Origin of the sequence: Diaphorobacter sp. HDW4B (assembly GCF_011305535.1) — a bacterium.
Taxonomy (GTDB): Bacteria; Pseudomonadota; Gammaproteobacteria; order Burkholderiales; family Burkholderiaceae_C; genus Diaphorobacter_A.
The window spans coordinates 1,689,360-1,708,519 of the sequence record NZ_CP049905.1 but is presented as its reverse complement, the minus strand read 5'-3'; the positions used below and the strand labels follow the sequence as shown (position 1 = coordinate 1,708,519).

At 63.3% G+C, this 19,160-nt stretch carries 17 protein-coding genes; 6 read left to right on the top strand and 11 right to left on the bottom strand.

What is annotated here, in order from left to right; translation table 11 throughout:
• Window positions 1-12 precede the first annotated feature (12 nt).
• Both G7048_RS07920 and G7048_RS07915 read left to right on the top strand, forming a co-directional pair.
• A complete protein-coding gene (locus G7048_RS07920; RefSeq protein WP_166067609.1) occupies window positions 13-2,466 on the top strand; it encodes a DUF5682 family protein in 2,454 nt (817 codons plus the stop codon).
• 19 nt (window positions 2,467-2,485) lie between these two features.
• Window positions 2,486-3,715, top strand: a complete 1,230-nt coding sequence (locus tag G7048_RS07915) for a VWA domain-containing protein (protein WP_166067608.1) — start codon at window positions 2,486-2,488, stop codon at window positions 3,713-3,715.
• 28 nt (window positions 3,716-3,743) lie between these two features.
• Here the strand turns inward: G7048_RS07915 and G7048_RS07910 are convergent, their stop codons facing one another.
• The 8 genes from G7048_RS07910 to G7048_RS07875 all read right to left on the bottom strand — a co-directional run bounded on the left by G7048_RS07910 (window position 3,744) and on the right by G7048_RS07875 (window position 11,435).
• A complete protein-coding gene (locus G7048_RS07910; RefSeq protein ID WP_166067607.1) occupies window positions 3,744-4,913 on the bottom strand; it encodes a DSD1 family PLP-dependent enzyme in 1,170 nt (389 codons plus the stop codon).
• A complete protein-coding gene (locus G7048_RS07905) occupies window positions 4,897-5,541 on the bottom strand; it encodes a histidine phosphatase family protein (RefSeq protein WP_166067606.1) in 645 nt (214 codons plus the stop codon). Before G7048_RS07905 ends, G7048_RS07910 begins: the two co-directional genes overlap by 17 nt.
• Before the next feature lie 240 nt (window positions 5,542-5,781).
• The gene (locus G7048_RS07900) at window positions 5,782-6,258 is read right to left on the bottom strand and encodes a DUF2501 domain-containing protein (RefSeq protein ID WP_166067605.1); all 477 of its coding nucleotides are present in this window, start codon (window positions 6,256-6,258) and stop codon (window positions 5,782-5,784) included.
• 176 nt (window positions 6,259-6,434) lie between these two features.
• A complete protein-coding gene (locus G7048_RS07895; protein ID WP_166067604.1) occupies window positions 6,435-7,148 on the bottom strand; it encodes a DUF4136 domain-containing protein in 714 nt (237 codons plus the stop codon).
• 109 nt (window positions 7,149-7,257) lie between these two features.
• Window positions 7,258-8,217: a tRNA 2-thiocytidine(32) synthetase TtcA gene (gene ttcA / locus G7048_RS07890; protein ID WP_166067603.1), complete on the bottom strand. Its 960-nt coding sequence runs from the start codon at window positions 8,215-8,217 to the stop codon at window positions 7,258-7,260.
• A 109-nt stretch (window positions 8,218-8,326) separates the two neighbouring features.
• Entirely contained in the window at window positions 8,327-10,120 is a 1,794-nt protein-coding gene (locus G7048_RS07885) for an LTA synthase family protein (protein ID WP_166067602.1), read from the bottom strand.
• A 91-nt stretch (window positions 10,121-10,211) separates the two neighbouring features.
• Window positions 10,212-10,583: a dihydroneopterin aldolase gene (locus G7048_RS07880; RefSeq protein WP_166067601.1), complete on the bottom strand. Its 372-nt coding sequence runs from the start codon at window positions 10,581-10,583 to the stop codon at window positions 10,212-10,214.
• Window positions 10,584-10,637: 54 nt separating this feature from the next.
• The gene (locus G7048_RS07875) at window positions 10,638-11,435 is read right to left on the bottom strand and encodes an SDR family oxidoreductase (RefSeq protein ID WP_166067600.1); all 798 of its coding nucleotides are present in this window, start codon (window positions 11,433-11,435) and stop codon (window positions 10,638-10,640) included.
• Window positions 11,436-11,453: 18 nt separating this feature from the next.
• Between G7048_RS07875 and G7048_RS07870 the strand changes: the two genes are divergently transcribed.
• The 4 genes from G7048_RS07870 to G7048_RS07855 all read left to right on the top strand — a co-directional run bounded on the left by G7048_RS07870 (window position 11,454) and on the right by G7048_RS07855 (window position 15,119).
• On the top strand, window positions 11,454-12,569 hold the full coding sequence (locus tag G7048_RS07870) for a class I SAM-dependent methyltransferase (RefSeq protein ID WP_371747659.1): 1,116 nt from the start codon (window positions 11,454-11,456) through the stop codon (window positions 12,567-12,569).
• Window positions 12,570-12,575: 6 nt separating this feature from the next.
• Window positions 12,576-12,770 (top strand): DUF2905 domain-containing protein, encoded by a 195-nt coding sequence (locus G7048_RS07865; RefSeq protein WP_166067599.1) that lies wholly within the window; start codon window positions 12,576-12,578, stop codon window positions 12,768-12,770.
• Between the two features lie 143 nt (window positions 12,771-12,913).
• Window positions 12,914-14,080: a polyphosphate kinase 2 gene (ppk2, locus tag G7048_RS07860; RefSeq protein WP_166067598.1), complete on the top strand. Its 1,167-nt coding sequence runs from the start codon at window positions 12,914-12,916 to the stop codon at window positions 14,078-14,080.
• Between the two features lie 82 nt (window positions 14,081-14,162).
• Complete coding sequence (locus tag G7048_RS07855; RefSeq protein WP_166070862.1) at window positions 14,163-15,119, top strand: ROK family protein; 957 nt, start codon at window positions 14,163-14,165, stop codon at window positions 15,117-15,119.
• Here G7048_RS07855 and otsA read toward each other — a convergent pair.
• The 3 genes from otsA to otsB are packed head-to-tail and all read right to left on the bottom strand — an operon-like array spanning window position 15,086 to window position 19,084.
• Window positions 15,086-16,483, bottom strand: coding sequence for an alpha,alpha-trehalose-phosphate synthase (UDP-forming) (otsA, locus tag G7048_RS07850; RefSeq protein WP_166067597.1), 1,398 nt, complete (start codon window positions 16,481-16,483; stop codon window positions 15,086-15,088). The two genes, G7048_RS07855 and otsA, sit on opposite strands and share 34 nt — an antisense overlap.
• The gene (locus G7048_RS07845; RefSeq protein ID WP_166067596.1) at window positions 16,483-18,306 is read right to left on the bottom strand and encodes a glycoside hydrolase family 15 protein; all 1,824 of its coding nucleotides are present in this window, start codon (window positions 18,304-18,306) and stop codon (window positions 16,483-16,485) included. Before G7048_RS07845 ends, otsA begins: the two co-directional genes overlap by 1 nt.
• Window positions 18,307-18,310: 4 nt before the next feature.
• Window positions 18,311-19,084 carry a trehalose-phosphatase gene (gene otsB / locus G7048_RS07840; protein ID WP_166067594.1) on the bottom strand — a complete coding sequence of 258 codons (774 nt, stop codon included), beginning with the start codon at window positions 19,082-19,084 and terminating at the stop codon, window positions 18,311-18,313.
• Between the last annotated feature and the right edge of the window lie 76 nt (window positions 19,085-19,160).

Sequence of the window (19,160 nt, the reverse complement as noted above, 5' to 3'; positions counted from 1 at the left end):
CCGACAAGACACATGGATTCTGCATTGCACTTCTTTGGCATTCGCCACCACGGGCCGGGCAGCGCGCGCAGCCTGCTCAAGGCACTGGAGGCCTTGCAGCCCGATGCCGTGCTGATTGAAGGACCGGCTGAATGCGAGGCGCTGTTGCCCGCCGTGGCGCATGAGGAGCTGCGCCCGCCTGTGGCCATGCTGGTCTATGCGCAGGATGAGCCGAGCCGCGCATCGTTCTTTCCGCTGGCCGAGTTTTCGCCGGAATGGGTGGCCATGCAATGGGCCGTGAAGCGCGGCCTGCCCGTGCGTTTCATGGACCTGCCGCAGGCGGTGGAAATGGCGCTGGACAAGGAAGCGCAAGAGGCGCGCAAGCAGAAGGCCGAGGAGGCGCTTGCCAAGGCTGCTGAAGCGGATGCCGACGTTGAAGCGGAAGCGGAGACCGATGACCACAACGAAGTGGCTGTCGAAACAGAGGTTGAAAGCGAAGTCGAGGTCGAAGTCGAGGTCGAAGTCGAAATCGACAAGCCGCATCCCGATCAGCGCTTTGCACGCGATCCACTCGATGCGCTGGCCGAGGCTGCCGGTTATGCCGATGGCGAGACCTGGTGGAACCGGCTGGTCGAAGAGCGCGGCGGTGACAGCGCAGTGTTCGAGGCGGTCGGCATGGCGATGACGGCGTTGCGCGAAGAACTGCCCAACGGTCTGCGTGGCGACCGATACGCGCTGCGTGAAGAGCGCCGCGAAGCGACGATGCGCACGACCATGCGTGAAGCGGTGAAGGCTGGATACCAGCGCATCGCGGTGATCTGCGGTGCGTGGCATGTGCCCGCATTGCAGGCGACGACGACGGCCAAGGCCGATGCCTCCACGCTCAAGGGACTTTCCAAACTCAAGGTGCAGGCAACCTGGGCACCGTGGACCTATCGCAACTTGGCGAGCAGCAGCGGCTATGGCGCGGGTGTGGATTCGCCGGGCTGGTATGCGCATCTGTGGCGCACGGATGCGGCAGCCGACGAGGGCCGCGAGCCTTCGCCGCGCTTCATTCCGCCGAGCCGCGCGGCGGGTTGGCTCTCGCGCGTGGCGCAGTTGCTGCGCAGCCATGATCTTGATTGTTCGAGCGCCCACATCATCGAGGCCACGCGTCTGGCCGAAGGCTTGGCTGCATTGCGTGGTCAGACCGAACCCGGTCTGCCCGAATTGCACGAGGCCGTTCGCACCGTGATCTGCATGGGTGAATCCGCGCCGCTGCGTTTGATTCACGATGCGTTGGTGGTGGGCGATGTGCTTGGCAGCGTGCCGCCCGATGTGCCGCTGGTGCCGCTGCAGCGCGATCTGGAGCAGCAGCAGAAGACGCTGCGTTTGAAGCCCGAGGCGGCATCGAAGAACGTGGCGCTCGATCTGCGCAAGGACACCGATCTGGCGCGCAGTCATCTGCTGCATCGCCTGCGTCTGCTGGGAATTCACTGGGGCACGCGCGCGGTCGATCAGCAGCGCAATCGCGGCACGTTCCGCGAGAGCTGGGATCTGCAATGGCAGCCCGAACTGGTTGTCAAGCTGATCGAAGCCAGCCGCTTTGGATCGACCGTCGAAGCCGCAGCCGCCAAGCGCGTGCTGCAATCACTCACGCCGCAGACCGCGCTGCCCGAGATCGCCGAAGCCATCGACGACGCGCTGCTCGCGCAATTGCCGAATCTGGTCGAACGCCTCATGAGCGAGGTTTCGGCGCGTGCGGCGATCACGGGCGACGTGCAGCAACTGCTGCAAGCCTTGCCTGCGCTGGCCAATGTCTACCGCTACGGCAGCGTGCGCCAGACCGACAGCAAGCTGCTCGCGGGCGTGATCGATCAGCTTGTTCTGCGCGCGGCGATCGGCTTGCCGAATGCTTGTCTGTCGCTCGACGAGGACGCGGCGCGCACGGTGCAGAAGCTCGCGCTGCTGGCCGACAACGCCATCCGTCTGCGCGATTCCGAAGAGACCACGCAGGCCTGGCAACGCGCGCTGCAGGTGATGGCCGAGGCCGATACCTGCGCGGCGCTGCTGCGCGGCATGGCGACGCGCTTGTTGCTCGACGCGAAGATCTGGGACGAGGAAAAAATCGGCCTGCAGTTCGCGCACAACCTGTCGCTCGGCGTGGTGCCGGTCGATGCGGCCGCGTGGCTCGATGGCTTTCTCAACGGCCAGGCGCTGGTGCTGCTGCACGACGATGCGATCTGGGGCGCGGTCGATGCGTGGCTTGCGCAATTGGGCGAAGCGCAGTTCATCCAGGTGCTGCCGCTGGTGCGTCGCAGCTTTGCGGATTTCAGCCGTGCCGAGCGTCAGCAACTGGGCTCGCGCGCGGTGCGTGGACCGAAGAATGGAGCGCAGACGGCATCGACCGCTGTGGTGGCGGCGGGCGATGATCTCGATGCCGAACGCGCGTCGCTGGTGCTGCCCGCGCTGCGCACGCTCTGGGGCCTGACGCCCAGCCAGACTTGAAGAGAGAGGTGAACAGAACATGGCACGCACAAAGAACAATCCGAACCAGAACGCCGCTGCAGCAGCGCCCGCCACGCAGCTCGAAGACCTGCCACCGACCGATCGCCTGCAACGCTGGCGACTGGTGCTCGGCGAACCAGCCGACGCAAGCTGCGGTGCTTTGAGCGGCGGCATTCGCGATGTCGATCAGGCTCTGGCCGCGCTCTATGAACAGCAAAAGCGCGAGGATGGTGGACCGCGTCGTGGAGGGCTCGGCAATTCGTCGCCCAACGTGTCGCGTTGGCTGGGCGACATCCGCCGCTATTTCCCCAGCTCAGTCGTGCAGGTCATGCAGCGCGATGCGATGGAGCGGCTGAACCTGCGCCAGCTCATGCTGCAGCCCGAAATGCTGGAGAGCGTGCAGGCCGATGTGCATCTGGTGGCCGATCTGATTTCGCTGTCCAGCGTGATCCCGCAAAGCACCAAGGCCACGGCGCGCGCGGTGGTGCAGAAGGTGGTCGATGAACTCATGCGCAAGCTTGAAGAGCCGATGCGCGGTGCCATCAGCGGCGCGCTCGATCGCAGCCAGCGCAACCGCCGCCCCAAGCATGCCGAGATCGACTGGCATCGCACGATCCGCGCAAACCTGCGCCACTGGCAGCCCGAGTACCGCACCATCGTGCCTCAGACGCTGATCGGCTATGGCCGCAAGGCGCGCAAGCCGCAGCGCGAGGTGGTGCTGTGCATCGACCAGAGCGGCTCGATGGCGAACTCGGTCGTGTATTCGAGCATCTTCGGCGCGGTGATGGCGAGCCTGCCTGCGGTGGACACCAAGATGGTGGTGTTCGACACCGCCGTCGTCGACATGACGGAAAAGCTCGACGATCCCGTCGATGTGCTGTTCGGCGTGCAGCTTGGCGGCGGCACCGACATCAACGGCGCGGTCGGCTACTGCCAAGGCCTGATCCGCGAGCCGCGCAACACGATTCTGGTGCTGATCTCCGATCTGTACGAAGGCGGCGTGGAAGCGGGCCTGCTGCGCCGCGCGCATGAACTCGTGGAATCGGGCGTGCAGTTCATCACGCTGCTTGCGTTGAGCGATGAAGGCGCACCCGCTTACGACGCACAGTTGGCAGCCAAGCTCGCGGCGCTCGGCGTGCCGTCGTTCGCCTGCACGCCGGATGCGTTTCCGCAGCTCATGGCAGCCGCCATCCGGCGCGACGACATCAGCGCCTGGGCGGCGGCTCAGGGGATGAAGACGAGTCGTTGATCAGCCGCTTTTGATCAGCAATTGAAGATCAGCGCAGCGCGCCGCGTGTATCCACGCGAACGATGCTTTCCACCGTGCCGCCATCGAGCCCGCCGCGCACGCCGATCATGAAGTCGTGCAGGTTGACGGTGGGGTCGCAGTGGCCCGGGATCAGCCAGACGGTGGCTCCCAGCGCGGGCAGCCAGCCGCCGGTGCTGGTGGGGTGCAGTAGGCCGTGTTCGTCGCCGCCGTTGGCGAATTGCAACTGCTCGGATTCGTCCGTCACGCGCACTTTGGGCAGGCCCGAATCGATGGCGTGGCTCTTGTGGCCTGCGTCGCAGACGGCGTGCTTGTCGTCGGCGGAGATGACCTGCGATTTGACGAACAGCGCGTGCTCGAACGCGGGCTGCGCGGGGTCGCGTTCGTTCTGGGCGTAGTCCGCATCCATGAACAGGAACGAGCCTGCTTGCAGTTCGCCGTAGACGCCGCTGGCCGCTTCGTGGATCAGTGTGCCCGTGCCCGAGCCTGTGATGAGGTGCACTTGCAGGCCCGCATCGAGAATCAGCTTGCGCGTGTGCTCGACCTCTTCGATGACCTGCGCGATGGCCTGGCGGCGGTCGGCGATGGTGCGAAAGTGCTGGGCGCGACCGTGATACGCATGCAGACCGGCGAGGCGCAGCGCGGGGTGTTCGGCAATGGCCTTGGCCAGTTCCAGCGCAGGTTCGCCGGGGTGCACGCCGCAGCGGCCCTGGCCGACGTCGAGTTCGATGAACACGTCGATGATGCCGTGGCTGTTCACATCGCGCAGCGCGCGGGCGAGCATTTCGATGCCGACTTCGGAGTCCACCGCGATGGCCAGACGACCGCCGCGCGCATCGAGATCCTGCGCGAGCTGGGCCACGCGGCGCAGCTTCGTGGGGGCGATGATCTCGTTGCTGATATAGAGGTTGTTCACGCCCAGCGAGGCGAGGATTTCGGCCTCGGAGAGCTTTTGCACGCAGTGGCCGATGGCACCGGCCTGCTCCAGCAGCAGCGCGATGTCGGCGCTCTTGTGCAGCTTGGCGTGCGGACGCCAGCGCACGCGGTGCTTGCGCGTGAAGTCGGCCATGCGCTGGATGTTGCGGTCCATGGCGTCGAGGTCGATGACGAGCGCAGGGGTCTCGATCTGATCGACCGATTTGCCCTGCAGTTGCAGCAGGTAGTCAGGAATGGATTTCATCGCGGCTTTGCTGATTCAAGTGCTGTGTGTCGGCCCAGCCGACGAGCGTGAGGCCGCTGTCGGGGGTCCAAAGCAGGCGATTGATGGCGGCGTTGGTGAGTTGCCAGGTGCGGGGCGCTTGCAGGTCGAGCTTGGTGGCAAGGCGGTACAGCACGTCCATCACGCCGCCATGCGCGACCAGCACGATCTGCTCGCCCGGGTGCTGCTGGGCCAGTTCGTTGACGGCGTTGTCGATGCGCGCGCGCAGCATGGTCAGCGATTCGCCGCCGCCTGCGGGTACGAACTCGGGGTCGCGCTTGCGCCAGCGCATCGCGTCTTCGGGCGATTCGGCCTCGATCTGCGCGAAGGTGCGGCCTTGAAAATCGCCAAAGCTGCGCTCGCGCAGTTGCTGGTTGGCGATCAGCGGTGCGTTCGTGGTGTCGGCAATGGCCTGTGCGGTGGCGAAGGCACGCTGAAGGTCGCTGCTGTAGATCGCGTCGATGCTTTCGTTGGCCAGCGCACCTGCGGCCTGCTGTGCCTGCCATTCGCCGATGTCGTTGAGAGGAATGTCGAGATGGCCTTGGATGCGGGTGTCCACATTCCAGGCAGTTTCTCCGTGGCGGATGGCGATGATGCGGGTGACGTGCATGCGGGTTGGGAGCGTTGAGTTCGTTGAATGCGATGAATTCGTTGAACGGATCGGTGGTGGGGCCACCTGTTGTTTGTGGTGTCGGGGCGGGGATGCCGGTATTTCACGGCCTCTTGGATTGTCACGCAATCAGGGCTTGTGCCGGAGCGCCCGTGTCCGCATTCCAATTCTGGGGCGGACACAAAAAAGCCGATGGGGCCTTGGGGGCTGCATCGGCTTTCGTCATTCGCGCATGGGAACTCAGAGCAGGGACTTGGCGTTGTCCAACACCAGATCGCAGGCCTTTTCCTTGAGGTTGCCCTTGACCTTGTCGAGGCTGAAGGACTTGCCGTCCTTGCCGGTGATCATGCCGGTCGCGCCGCTCAGGAAACCTTCGTCCTTGGGCTCTTCCTTCTGGCCGAGGCCCATCTTGCCGAGCAGTTGGTCTTTCACGGCGGCGGCCTTGTCGGCGTTCAGGTAGTTGTTCTTCATGCAGTAGGTGATCACGCCGGCGGCGTTGCTGGCCGTGCCCGAACCCGACAGGCCCATGGCCGACAGCGCTGCCGAATCACCGCCACCGCCCAGCGCGCCGGACAGGGCCGAGCCGCTGCCGCTGCTGGAGCCGCCACCCATCTTGTCCTTGAGCGCGTCGCCGAGACCGGTGGCATTCGCGCTGAAGGCCGCGCCCAGAAACAGTGCGCACAGCAGAGCGGAGGAAGCGATGTTGTTCTTTTTCATGTCGATATCCTTTGGAAAACGGTTGGAGCGGTGGCTTTGTTTGGAAGTGAGCGATTGCTCTTGCCAGCTTTGCTGGTCATAGTGCCTTGACCTTAGCACGATGAAATGCATTCAAATGTTGAACTTTGCAAATTCCTATCGGCCAAGGTGTTGCCGGATGTTGGCTCTTGCCGCGCTCAGCGCTTGGGTGCCGCAGGTGCTGCTTCGACCTTGGCTGGTGCGGTTGGCGCGGCAGTAACCGGCACGGTGGAATGGCGGTCCACCAAGGTCTTCACCACGCGCGTGCCTTGGGGCGGGGTGGGGAATCCGGCCAGCGCCTGATGGAACAGCACGCCGTAGATGGCGGGGTCGTCGGTCCAGACATCTTCATACACGGCCGACGTTTCGTACACGATTTTCTGCGTCGTCGCGTCACGGAGGATCAGGCTGACCTTGCGGTGGTACAGCGGCGTGGGGCGGTCCATCATCCAGCCCGTGCCCATGCCGAATCCCCAGCCGCCGCGGCCAAAGCCCATGCCGAAGCTACCGTAGAACGGGCCGGGACCGAATGGGTAGGCGCGGTAGTAGGGCTCCCAGTACGGATTGGGCACAAAGCCGGCCTCGGCACCGAGCTGCAGCACCAGACTGGCGTTGCTGTCGTCGCGCTGCAGGCCGACCTTGGCCAGCGCTTGCTGGGCCTGGGATTCGACGGCATCGAAGCGCACGGCATTGGCGGCCTGCGAGGGCAGGCGTTCAAGCCGGTACGTGGGCGGCGCGGGCAGGGCCGCGAGGGTGGAATAGGCGTTGACGTTGCTCTCCACCGTGCGGGTGGTGGAGCAGCCGACCAACATCAGGGCCGGAAGCAGCCCGAGAAAAAGTGAGGTGCGAAAGCGTTGCAGCAGTGAGGTCATGACAGGTCATCCAGACAGTCCAGTCGGAGTTGAGCAGTTCTCAATTGAGAACAAATCTCAACAATGCGTAGACTGTTGGATAAGCAAAGACCTGTCAAGTTCTCTTTTTTCAGGAAAGCTGAACGACCTGCACGCCGCCGGGCAAGGCGGGAGCCACGGGCATCTCTTCGTGGTCGAAAGCCATGTCGCCGTTCGGGTCGGCAATGCCGGTGGCCTTGGCGTTCTTGAAGTCGTGCAGTTCGGGGTCCATCATGTGCGTGGTCACGATGTTGCCCATCGCGCGGAACATGCTCTCGATGCGGCCGGGGAACTTCTTGTCCCACTCGCGCAGCATCTCGCCCACGGCCACGCGCTGCAGGCCGTCCTGGCTGCCGCACAGGTTGCACGGGATGATCGGGAACTGCTGGTACTGCGACCAGCGGATGGTGTCCTTCTCCGGCACGTAGGCCATCGGGCGGATCACCACATGCTTGCCGTCGTCCGACACGAGCTTCGGCGGCATGCCCTTCATGCGGCCGCCGTAGAACATGTTGAGCATCAGCGTCTGCACGATGTCGTCGCGGTGATGGCCCAGCGCCACCTTGGTGCAACCCAGCTTGTCGGCCACCGAATACAGAATGGCGCGGCGCAGACGCGAGCACAGACCGCAGGTGGTCTTGCCCTCGGGGATCACGCGCTTGACGACGCTGTAGGTGTCCTGCGTCTCGATGTGGTACTCCACTCCGATGCTCTTGAAGTACTCGGGCAGGATGTGGTCAGGGAAACCGGGCTGCTTCTGATCGAGGTTCACCGCCACCAGATCGAACTTCACCGGCGCGCGCTTTTGCAGCTTGCGCAGGATGTCGAGCATGGTGTAGCTGTCCTTGCCGCCGGACATGCAGACCATCACCCGGTCACCTTCTTCGATCATGTTGAAGTCGGTGATGGCACGGCCCACCTCGCGGCACAGGCGCTTTTCGAGCTTGATCTGCTCGCGTTCGATCTTGATCTTGCCGGGCTGGGCAGGCGTGTCGGCGCTGCTGGCCTCATCGGCCTCGGAGAGCCAGGGGTTTTCGGTAGGGGCGTTCATTTTGAAATCCGGATAAGCGCTGAAGGCTTCAATTGCCCTCAATTTTAAGTGGAATCCCTTCGAGAGCCCATTCGCGGGGAATTGCAGCCCTCGGGGAATCACTTGAGAGTCATTTCAGATAGCCGCGCAATTGCAGAATGGTCTTGGTCAGATTGGCGTCCACTTCCGGCAAGGCAACGCGTTGACGGGTGATGAAATCGACGACAGGGGCATTGTCCGGGGTGTCGTCGCCGGCATCGACCCAGTTGGTTTCTCCGCCTTCCAACTGAACATAGGATGGGTCATTGGCACCCTTGATCTTCACCATCACGAGGTCCCGGTCTGCGCCATCGGCGTGCAGGATGAATTTCGGCTGAACAGCGGGGCCGAAGAAACGCCCCTGGAAGTCGCTGGTGCAGGAGGTCATGCCGAGCGCGGACAGGGCCGATGGAATCAGATCGGTTTGCTGCCATTGACCATAAATTTCGCCGGTATCGCGGAATTCGCGGCCCAACACAATGCCTGGAATGCGTGCCATGAAGTCCGCTCCAACGGCTTTTGCCTCACCAGAACGCTCGACCGTCATGCTGCGATGGTCGCCCATGATGATCATCAGCCCGTTGTCAAAGTAGTTGCGCTCCTCAAGTCCGCGCACGAATTCGCCAACGGCCTCGTCTGCATAGCGGAAAGCGGCATCTTCGCCTTGTTGATCCGTGCCGGGCACCATGAATGGGGGGTGTGTGGTGGTCGTCTTCATCACCATGAAGAACGGACCCGGTGCGCGTTCCTGATCGTACCAATGCAGGAAGCGGCGGTAGAACGCTTTGTCGCCCGGATCGTCGAACGGACCACGTGGAAGGTTGTTGTAGAACGGGTCTGTGGGGCCGTTCAACTGCTTGAAATTCAGCTTTTGCAGCCACTTTCCCGTGTCCAGAAATTCCAGTGTGGCACCGGTGAAGTACAGAGAAGGAATGTTCTTGTGTGCAAGGCGGGCGTAGAAGTCCTGCTCGGGCGTGGTATAGCCCTCGTAGACGCTCATGCTGCTGTAGCGGTTGACGCTGGGCAGCGGCGGGCGTCCCACCAGCAGCGAAATCATGCCGCCATCGGTCGTGAAGCCATTGGCGTAAAAGCGCTGCAGATAGCCATAACGCTTGGCAATCCGGTCAAGCTCTGGCGTGTTGTTACCCACGCCGGAAAGCAGCTTGCTTTGGTAGAGCGAAAGCGATTCCATGACCAGCAAGATCACGGGTCGCGGTGCCTGTGGCTCGCGCGAACAGGTTTTTGCAGGAGGCGGAATTTGGGAGAGCCGGGCCTTTTCTTCCTGCGAATAGGGTTTGTCCACGCCGTCCGGCAGGTTGTTGGTGACAAAGTCGTCGTAGACATTGCGCGAGATGTAATTGACCTGCAGCGGCAGCCAGTGCACACCGATCAGTGCCAGCGCAGCCAGACTGACCACCCCCAGTTGGCGGTCGCGAACCGCATTCATCACGGCTTTGCAGAGCGCCACGCAGGCCACAATCGTCAGTGTGACCAGCAGCACGCTGAACACGGAAAACACTTTGGGCGCGATGACCGTCTTGCTGACTTTCACGTCGCCCGAGTATTTGAGAACATCGGCAAAGTTCAGTCGCATGTTCAGGAACTGGAACACGAACAGGTCGACGCTGAACAGCAGCACGAAGATGCACGTCAGCAGCACGAGCGGAATCCGCAGCAGCTTGGGCAGCAGTGCGCAAACGGCGATCATCCCCAGCATGCATCCGAGCAGCACCGCGTCGAGCAAAAAGGTATGCCACGTCTGGCAGGCGTCGTCCAGACAGGCGGACGCACTGGCCACCGCCAGGGCGGTGAGGTGATGGCGCATCGCCATCAAACCAAAGAAAGCCAATGCGAAAACGGCTGTCCATCGCAGAAATTTTTTCATCGCTCGATATCTTTTTTTGATCGCTGAAAGCGATTGCCCCTCGGTGCATCGGGCGAGCACTCGATACTGAAGTGTCGCTACCGCAGTCTGGTCACCACTGCCCCGTTTCTACACGAATCGCGACTTCGCAGTCGTCAAAAATTTCCAATTTGGCGATCTTTACACGCACGCCGACCACGCCGGGGAGCTGCATCAGGCGCTGGGCGACCTTGCCGATCAGGCTCTCCAGCAGGTTCACGTGGTCGGCGCGGCATTCGTCGATGATGATCTGGCGGACCTTGCGGTAGTCGAGCACGTGCAGGATGTCGTCGTCGCGCGGGCGCAGGGGCTGGGTGCCGAGGTTGAGTTCGGCATCGACCTGAATGGGCTGCGGCGCGGTTTTTTCGTGGGCGAGGATGCCCAGGTTGGCGTCGAAGCGCAGTCCGGTGAGGGTGAGGATCTGGGTACCAGCGGCGTTGTGCATGGTGATGAAAATGGTCAGAAAAGCAAAAAGTGAGAAGTCAGCGCAGGCCGCAGGTCACATCAGGGAAAAATCGCGCTCGAAGCGCATCAGGTGCTGGCCGCCGTCCACCAGCAGCGTCGTGCCGGTGATGGAGCGGTTGGTCAGCGCAAACTGCACGGTGGCAGCCACGTCGGCGGGGGTGGAGGATCGGCCGAGCGGGCTCAGGCGGTGCAGTTGCTCGAACTTGTCGTTCTCAAGCATGTGGCTGGTGAGCGTGAGGCCCGGTGCCACGCCCACCACCCGTACCAGTGGCGCGAGGGCCAGCGACAGCATGGTGCCCGCGGCTTCCAGCGCAGCCTTGGAGAGCGTGTAGCTCAGAAAATCGGGGTTCTGGTTCCAGAGCTTCTGGTCGAGCAGGTTCACGACTGCGCCTTGCACGTCGTCGGCTTCGCCAGCTTCCGAGCGCTGCCGGATGTGCTGGTGCAGGGCCTGCGCGAGCAGAATCGGCGCGCCGGTGTTGCTGCGCAGATGCTGGTCGAGCTTGGCGAAACCGAAGCTTTGGGCATCATCGTGCTCGAAGAGCGATGCGCTGTTGACCACCGCATCCACCTGCCCAAAGCGGGCGATAACGCGCGGCAACAGCGAGCGCACTTCGCCCTCGTCCTCGAAATTGGCGGCGAAGCGGGCACTGTCGCCCGAGAGCGCGGCGCATTGGGCCTCGGTCTGCATGGCGTCGCTCTCGGACGAGCGGTAGTGCACGGCCACCTGCCAGCCCGCAGCGGCCAATGCCAGCGCGATTTCACGCCCCAGACGCTTGGCGGCGCCGGTCACGAGAACGGTACGAGGTCGTGCAGATCGTGCGGATTGGAGCATTGGGGGACAATCGGGGGTGTGAACACATCAATAGATTCCTCAAGTTTAACGACGGCGCTCAAGCAGCACATCGAAGAGGCCATTCGCGCGGCGGGTGGCTGGCTGGCGTTCGATCGCTTCATGGAACTGGCGCTGTACACGCCGGGGCTGGGTTACTACGCCAACGGCACGGCCAAGTTCGGCACCATGCCGCAGTCGGGCAGCGACTTCGTGACCGCGCCTGAACTCTCGCCACTGTTCGGCTGGGCGCTGGCGCAGCAGGTGCGCGAGGCGCTGGATGCATCGGGCACTCATGAAATCTGGGAATTCGGCGCGGGCACGGGCGCGCTCGCCAAGCAACTGCTCGAGGTGCTGGGCAGCCGCGTCAAGCGCTACACCATCGTCGATCTGTCGGGCAGCCTGCGTGCGCGCCAGCAGCAGACGTTGGAAAAGTTCGACGATCAGGTCGTATGGGCCGACCAACTGCCCGACGCCATCGAAGGCGTCATCGTCGGCAACGAGGTGCTGGATGCCATGCCGGTGCAACTGGTCTTCCGAAAGGGTGGCGAACAGGACGGCGTGTGGAACGAGCGCGGCGTGGTGCTGGCCGGCGACGGCAGTTTTGCCTGGATCGACAAGCCGACCGATCTGCGTCCGCCCATCGACGTGCCCGGCCCGCAGGACTATCTGACCGAGCTGCAGCCGCAGGGCGAGGCCTTCATCCGCACGATCGCTGATCGACTGAAGCGCGGCGCGGCCATCTTCATCGACTACGGTTTTCCCGAGGGCGAGTTCTTCCATCCGCAGCGCCACATGGGCACGTTGGTGTGCCATCGCGCGCACCAGGTGGATTTCGATCCGCTGGTCGATGTGGGCTTGAAGGACATCACCGCGCACGTGAATTTCACCGGCATCGCGCTGGCCGCTCAGGACGCCGGTCTGCAGGTGCTGGGCTACACCAATCAGGCGCACTTTCTGCTGAACTGCGGCATCGCGCAGGAGATGGAAAAGCGCGAGCAGAAGCAACGCTCGCAGGCCGCCAAGCTGGTGATGGAGCACGAGATGGGCGAGCTGTTCAAGGTGATCATGCTGGGCGCGGGCGAAGCGTGGTTGCCGCGCGGCTTCTCGCATGGCGACTGCACGCACAGGCTCTGACGCGCCATGATCCGCTGGGTTGTCGTCGTCTTTCTCGCGCTCATCCTGATCAACGGAATCGCGCCCTGGCTGCGCAAGCTGGGGCTGGGTCGGTTGCCGGGGGATTTCCATTTCAAGCTGTTCGGGCGAGACTGGTTCATACCGCTTGCGAGCACGCTGGTGCTCAGCGGTTTGATGAGTCTGATTGCGCGCTACATTTGAGCCGATGCGCCGGGTGTGATCGCTTGCGCGTGGCATCTGGCTGCGGTTCCAGTGGCGGTTCCGGCAGCGTTGCGGTAGCTCAATGGGCGTGGCATGCTGCAGTAGCAGAGTCAAAGGTTTTGCACCTGAAAAAAGGACTGACCATGCCTCGAAGCACCAAGCCTCCCAAGACGCTCCAACCTGCCAACCGCCGCGCGGCCAAGTCCACAACGAGCCGCGAACGCACACGGCCCGTGGCGCGTGGCGATGTGCCTCCATCCTTCCAACCCGAAGCCCTCGCGCGCCATGTGGCAAGCGAAGCCGCGAGCGTGCGGCAGACCGAGTTCACCGAAGTGGCGCGCAGCATCATCGACGGTCAGGAGTCCGGCGTAGATCGTGCGGCGGCGCTGCGTGTGCTGCTCGACGGCGCATCGGAAGACGACCGCCGCGCGCTGCGCAAGGCGCTGTTTGGTAGGGCCAGTGCGAACAAGGCGGAGCAGGGCAATCCTGATGAAGAGCTGGCATCCGGTTGGCGCGAAGGTGGATACCCATACAAGAACCTGATGCGCCGCTCTGCTTATGAGCGCGAGAAGTTCCGTCTGCAGGTCGAGCTGCTCAAGCTGCAGGCATGGGTGAAGGAAACCGGTCAGCGTGTGGTCATCGTTTTTGAAGGCCGCGATGCGGCGGGCAAGGGCGGCACCATCAAGCGCTTCATGGAGCATCTGAACCCGCGCGGCGCACGCGTGGTGGCGCTCGAAAAGCCCACGCCGACCGAGCAAGGTCAGTGGTACTTTCAGCGCTATGTGCAGCATCTGCCGACGCGCGGCGAGATCGTGCTGCTCGACCGCAGTTGGTACAACCGCGCAGGCGTCGAACGCGTGATGGGTTTTTGCACGCCCGAGGAATATTCCGAGTTCATGCGCCAGGCGCCGGAGTTCGAACGCCACCTCGTGCGCAGCGGCGTGCATCTGTTCAAGTTCTGGTTCAGCGTGAGCCGCGAGGAGCAGCGCCGCCGCTTCAAGGAGCGCAAGGCGCATCCGCTCAAGCAATGGAAGCTCAGTCCCATCGACATGGCATCGCTGGACAAATGGGACGACTACACGCGCGCCAAGGAAGCGATGTTCTTCGAGACCGACACCGCCGATTCGCCGTGGACCGTGATCAAGAGCGACTGCAAGAAGCGCGCACGCCTCAACGCGCTGCGCTATGTGCTGCACAAGCTGCAATACACGCGCCGCGATCTGGAGCAGGTGGGCAAGCTCGATCCGCTGATCGTTGGCCGCGCACATGTGGTGTACGAGCGCGGAGAAAAGCCCGGCGTGCTGATGTGAAGACTGTTCGGAAAGTCCTACAACCCACGCGGCTGCAATGCGGCAAGATGGGCGGAACTTGGGGGACTTCCGAATGAGCACGATGAAAGCCTGTGTGGACATTGGCGGCACCAAGGTGGCCGTGAGTCTGGTGAGCGATGAGCAAGCCAGCGCGGGGGCATCGCTGCCCGCAGCCATGGCCGTGCGCGTGGTCGGGCCGACGGTGAAGACGGGCGATGTCAACGCGCTGGCGCATCAGGTGCTGGCGCTCGTCGATTCGGCTTGCGCGCAGCAGGGCATCACGCGCGCCGATTTGTCGGCCACGGGCGTTTCGTCGTGCGGACCTTTCGTGCTTGTCGATGGCCGCATCGAAGTCGCCAATCCCAACATCTGCGGCGGGCTTGCTGGTTCGCCGCGTGGCATCGGCAACGAGTGGACGCATGTGCCGCTTGAGGCGCCGTTGATTGCCGCATTGGGCCAAGTCCGCATCGCCAACGATGCCGTCGCCGCGCTGATGGCCGAGCGCCGTTGGGGCGCGCTGCGTGGATCGGACAACTGTGCCTATGTCACCTGGAGCACTGGCGTCGGCGTGGGGCTGTGCGTGGACGGGCGCGTGCTGCGCGGCAAGAACGGCAATGCGGGGCATGCCGGTCACAGCTTTGTGGTCGATGGCGATGCTGCGGCGATCTGCGGTTGCGGCAACCACGGTGATGTGGAATCGATGATTGCAGGCGGCTCGCTCGCACGCCGCATCGGCATGGATGCCGCGAGTGTGATGACTGCGGCCACCAAGGGCGATGCGTTGGCCGTGCGCATCGTGCAGCAGTTGTGCGAAGTGATGGGCAGGCTGCTCTACAACCTCGTCGCCACGCTCGATCTGCAGCGCATCAGCATCGGTGGCTCGGTGTTTCTCCACCACTCGGCCATGCTGCTGCCGATGCTGGAGCGCGAAGTGCAGCGTTATTTTCCGGCGCTCACGCAAGGTGTGGAATTGCGAGTTGCGGGGCTGGGCGAAAAGGTGGGCGACTACGCGGCGCTGGCCTTGGTGGCCGACGATTGAAGCGTTGCCAGAAACGCTTCACGCCACCAGTGGATGTCGTAGCGCTGGATGTTTTCGAGCAGCGCACTATGCCTGCGCTGGCGTTCTGCGAGCGGCATGTGCAGCGCCGTCTGGATGCTTTCCGCCATGCCTTGCGCGTCGTACGGATTCACCAGCAGCGCGTCCCTGAGCTGCTCCGCCGCGCCCGCAAAGCGCGAGAGCACGAGCACGCCGGGGTCTTCGGGATCCTGCGCGACCACGTATTCCTTGGCGACCAGATTCATGCCGTCGCGCAGCGGCGTGACCAGCCCCACTCGCGATGCGCGGCACAGCCCTGGAACGCGTTTGCGTGCCACCGTGCGATGGATGTAGCGCACGGGAATCCAGTCCAGATCACCGAAGTCTCCATTGATCGCGCCGCACAGACCTTCAAGCTCCTGCCGCAAATCGACATAGGCGTTCACCGCATCGCGGCTGGGCGAGGCGATCATCAGCAAGGTGGCGCTGTGCACGTTGTCGGGATAGCGCTCCAGCAACTCGCGAAACGCACGCACGCGCTGCGGAATGCCCTTGGAATAATCGAGCCGGTCGATGCCCAGCAGCAACTGGCGGCGCGAGTATTCGTTGCGCACGCTCTCGAAGGTGTCCACCGCATCCTGTGATCGACCGAGCCGTTGGAATTCCTGCACGTCGATGCCGATCGGAAACGCCTTCACCTGCACCGTCGCACCGAACGCGCTCAGTCGCTGATCGTCCTGCAGCGTGGCTTGTGCTTCGGTAGTCATGTAGTGCATGCAATGCGCCACATCGGCTTCACTTTGCAGACCTACCAGATCGTAGGCAAACAGCGAGCGCATCAACCATTCGTGCTGCGGAATCGCAGCGAGGATCAGCGCGGGCGGCAGCGGAATGTGCAGAAAGAATCCAATGCGTTGCCGGCAGCCGAGTGCACGCAATTCGGCGGCCAGCGGGATGAGGTGGTAGTCATGCACCCAGATCGTGTCGTCGTCGCGCAGCAGCGGTTTGAGCTTTCGCGCAAACAGCTGGTTCACGCGGCGGTAACCCGCGAGATGGCTGGTGTTGAAATTCGCCAGATCCAGCCGGTAGTGAAACACGGGCCACAGCACGCTGTTGGAATAGCCTTCGTAGTAGCTCTCGTAGGCGCTGCGATTCAGATCGACCGTGGCCAGCGTGACCTTGCCGGAGTTGCGCATGTGCAGGTTGCTGTCGTTGCCCGAGGCGCCGTCTTCCGAGATGTTTCCACTCCAGCCAAACCACAGCCCGCCGGACTTTTGCAGCGACTCCCCCAGCGCCACGGCAAGGCCGCCCGCAGCTGGTTTGCGCGGGTCTGCGAGGCGGTTGGAGACGACGACAAGACGGCCCATCAGATCACGCTCCTCCAGGGTTTCGACAAGGCGATGGCGGCGTTGATCACACCCACCATCGAATAGGTCTGCGGAAAATTGCCCCACATCTCGCGCGTCTCGGAATGCGTGTCTTCCGACAGCAGCCCGAGCGGATTGCGCGCGGCCAGCATGGCCTCGAAGATGTCGCGTGCTTCCTCCTTGCGACCAATGCGGGCCAGCGCGTCGATGCGCCAGAACGTGCAGATGTTGAACGAGGTCTCGGGCTTGCCGAAGTCGTCGGCCGCTTCGTATCGGCGCATGAACGGGCCATCGCAGAGCACGCGTTCCATGGCATCCACGGTGCTCACGAATCGCGGGTCGTGCGCATCGATCAGGCCGACTTCGCTCATGAGCAGCACGCTCGCGTCGAGCTCATTGCCATCGAAACTTTCGGCGAATGCCTGACGCGATGCGTTCCACGAACGCGCCAGAATTTCGTCTCGCATATGCTGCGCGTTCGTGCCCCAGTAATGCGCGCGTTCGGCCAGACCCAGATGCGCGGCGATCTTCGCGAGCCGGTCACATGCGGCCCAGCTCATCAACGCGGACGAGGTGTGCACGCGCGCTCTCGTGCGCAGCTCCCACATGCCCGCGTCGGGCGTGCCATACACGCGCACGGCATGCTCGCCGATGCGTTCGAGATAGCGGAATTCGGCAGCACCGGCAGGATGCAGCAAGCGCCGATCGTGAAAGGCCTGCGCCGCACCCAGCACGATGTTGCCGTACACATCGTGCTGAAAATGCTCCGCAGCCTGATTGCCCACACGCACCGGCCCCATGCCGCGATAACCGGCGAGATCCGCCATCACGCGCTCGGGCAGTTCGCGTTCGAGACCAAGGCCGTAGAGCGGCTGGATATGACCCGATGTGGCCTCGATCACCACGTTGGAAAGCCAACGCAGATAGTCCTCCATCGTGCCGGTTTCCGACAGGCTGTTGAGCGCACGCACCACGAAGAATGCGTCACGCAGCCAACAGTAGCGGTAGTCCCAGTTGCGGCCGCTGTTCGCGGATTCGGGGATGCTGGTGGTCATCGCGGCGACGATGGCGCCGGTCTCTTCGTAGAGCGAAAGTTTCAGCGTGATGGCAGCGCGAATCACCGCGTCCTGCCATTCGAGCGGAATCGACAGGCTGTTGCACCACTTGCGCCAGTAGGTAATGGTCTCGCGTTCGAAATGCTGCGCCGTTTCCGCGATCCCATTGGCGAGCGACTCGTCCTCGCCCAGCAGAAAGTGATGGGTCTTGGACAGCAGAAAAGGCTGCTCTTCGAGCACGTAGGAGATCGGTGCATCGGTGTTCAAACGCAGCGTCATCTGCGGGCCGACGTAGCGCACATGGTTGCTGCCGCGCGTGATGACCGGTTCGGTTTTCCCCCAATCGAACGAGAGCTTGAGCCGCACGCGAATGCGCGGTGCGCCGTGCAATGGCCGCACCTTGCGCACAAGGGTGACAGGGCGAAAATAGCGCGAGCGTGAATGAAAGCGCGGAGCGAAATCGGTGATCTCCACGCTGTTGCCGCTGCGGTCGGTGAGCGTGGTGCGCAGCACGGCGGTATTGGGCTCGTACGCTTGCCGCGTGCTGACGAGGTCTTCCAGTTCGATGGCAAAACGACTGCCTGCGTCGCCCGCCTTGAGCAGCGCGTTGAACACCGGATCGCCATCGAAGCGCGGCAGGCAACTCCAGACGATGTCGCCCTGACAGTCCACGAGCGCGCTGATGGCGCAGTTGCCGATCACGCCCAGATTCAGCGAAGGCGTGGCTGGTGTGCCGAAGCGAGAGGTGTTCGATGGGGTGCTCGTCATGATGTCATCGCGCTCCTGATGAAGTGGAAGGCTGTTGCTGCAGCAACCACGCACGCACCTGCGCCGCTGATTCGCAGCGCATCGCGGCAACGCTGGTGCCGTGGCCGACCTTGATGCCCACGCCGCCCATCTGCTGCGCGGCGATGAAGGCGGCTTCGTCGGTGATGTCGTCGCCCACAAAGATCGGCGTGCGGCCCTTGAACGCGGGCAGTTGCATGAATTCCTGCACCGCGCGGCCCTTGTTCGGCCCTGCGGGCTTGAGCTCCAGAACGCACTTGCCGCGCAGGATTTCCATGCCCGGCATGTCGCGCACGATGTCGTCCATGAGCTTTGAGCAGATGGACTCCAGCGCGGGCGCATGGCGGTAGTGCAACGCAAGCCCCGCGGTCTTGGTCTCCAGCAGCAGGCCGGGGTATTGCAGCAGGGCTGCTTTCAAGCGCTGCTCGGCCGCGTGCAGATCGGAAGATGCAGTGCTGTTGCTGTCGTTATTGCTGCGATGTTCGCTGTCATCGCCCGCCGTCACTGCGTGGCGATGCTGTGCGCCGTGCTCGCTCGCTACATTCAATCGCAGTGGCGCGAGGTAGTGGTCGATGTCTGCCAGCGTGCGCCCGGTGATGATGGCCAGCGCGCCTTGCAGACAATGGTGGAGGGCTTCGAGTGCAGGAACGACACCATCTTCCACCCGCACTGCATCCGGCTGCGATGCGATGTCCACCAACGTGCCGTCGAAATCGAGAAAAAGTGCATGGCCTGGAGTCAGCCTTGGGAGCCCGTGCATTGCATGGGACCTTAACAAGCTGCGTTCGCATGGTTTTGTAGGCCAATGCGCCGCAGGGCTGTCGTCCGCTTGAAAA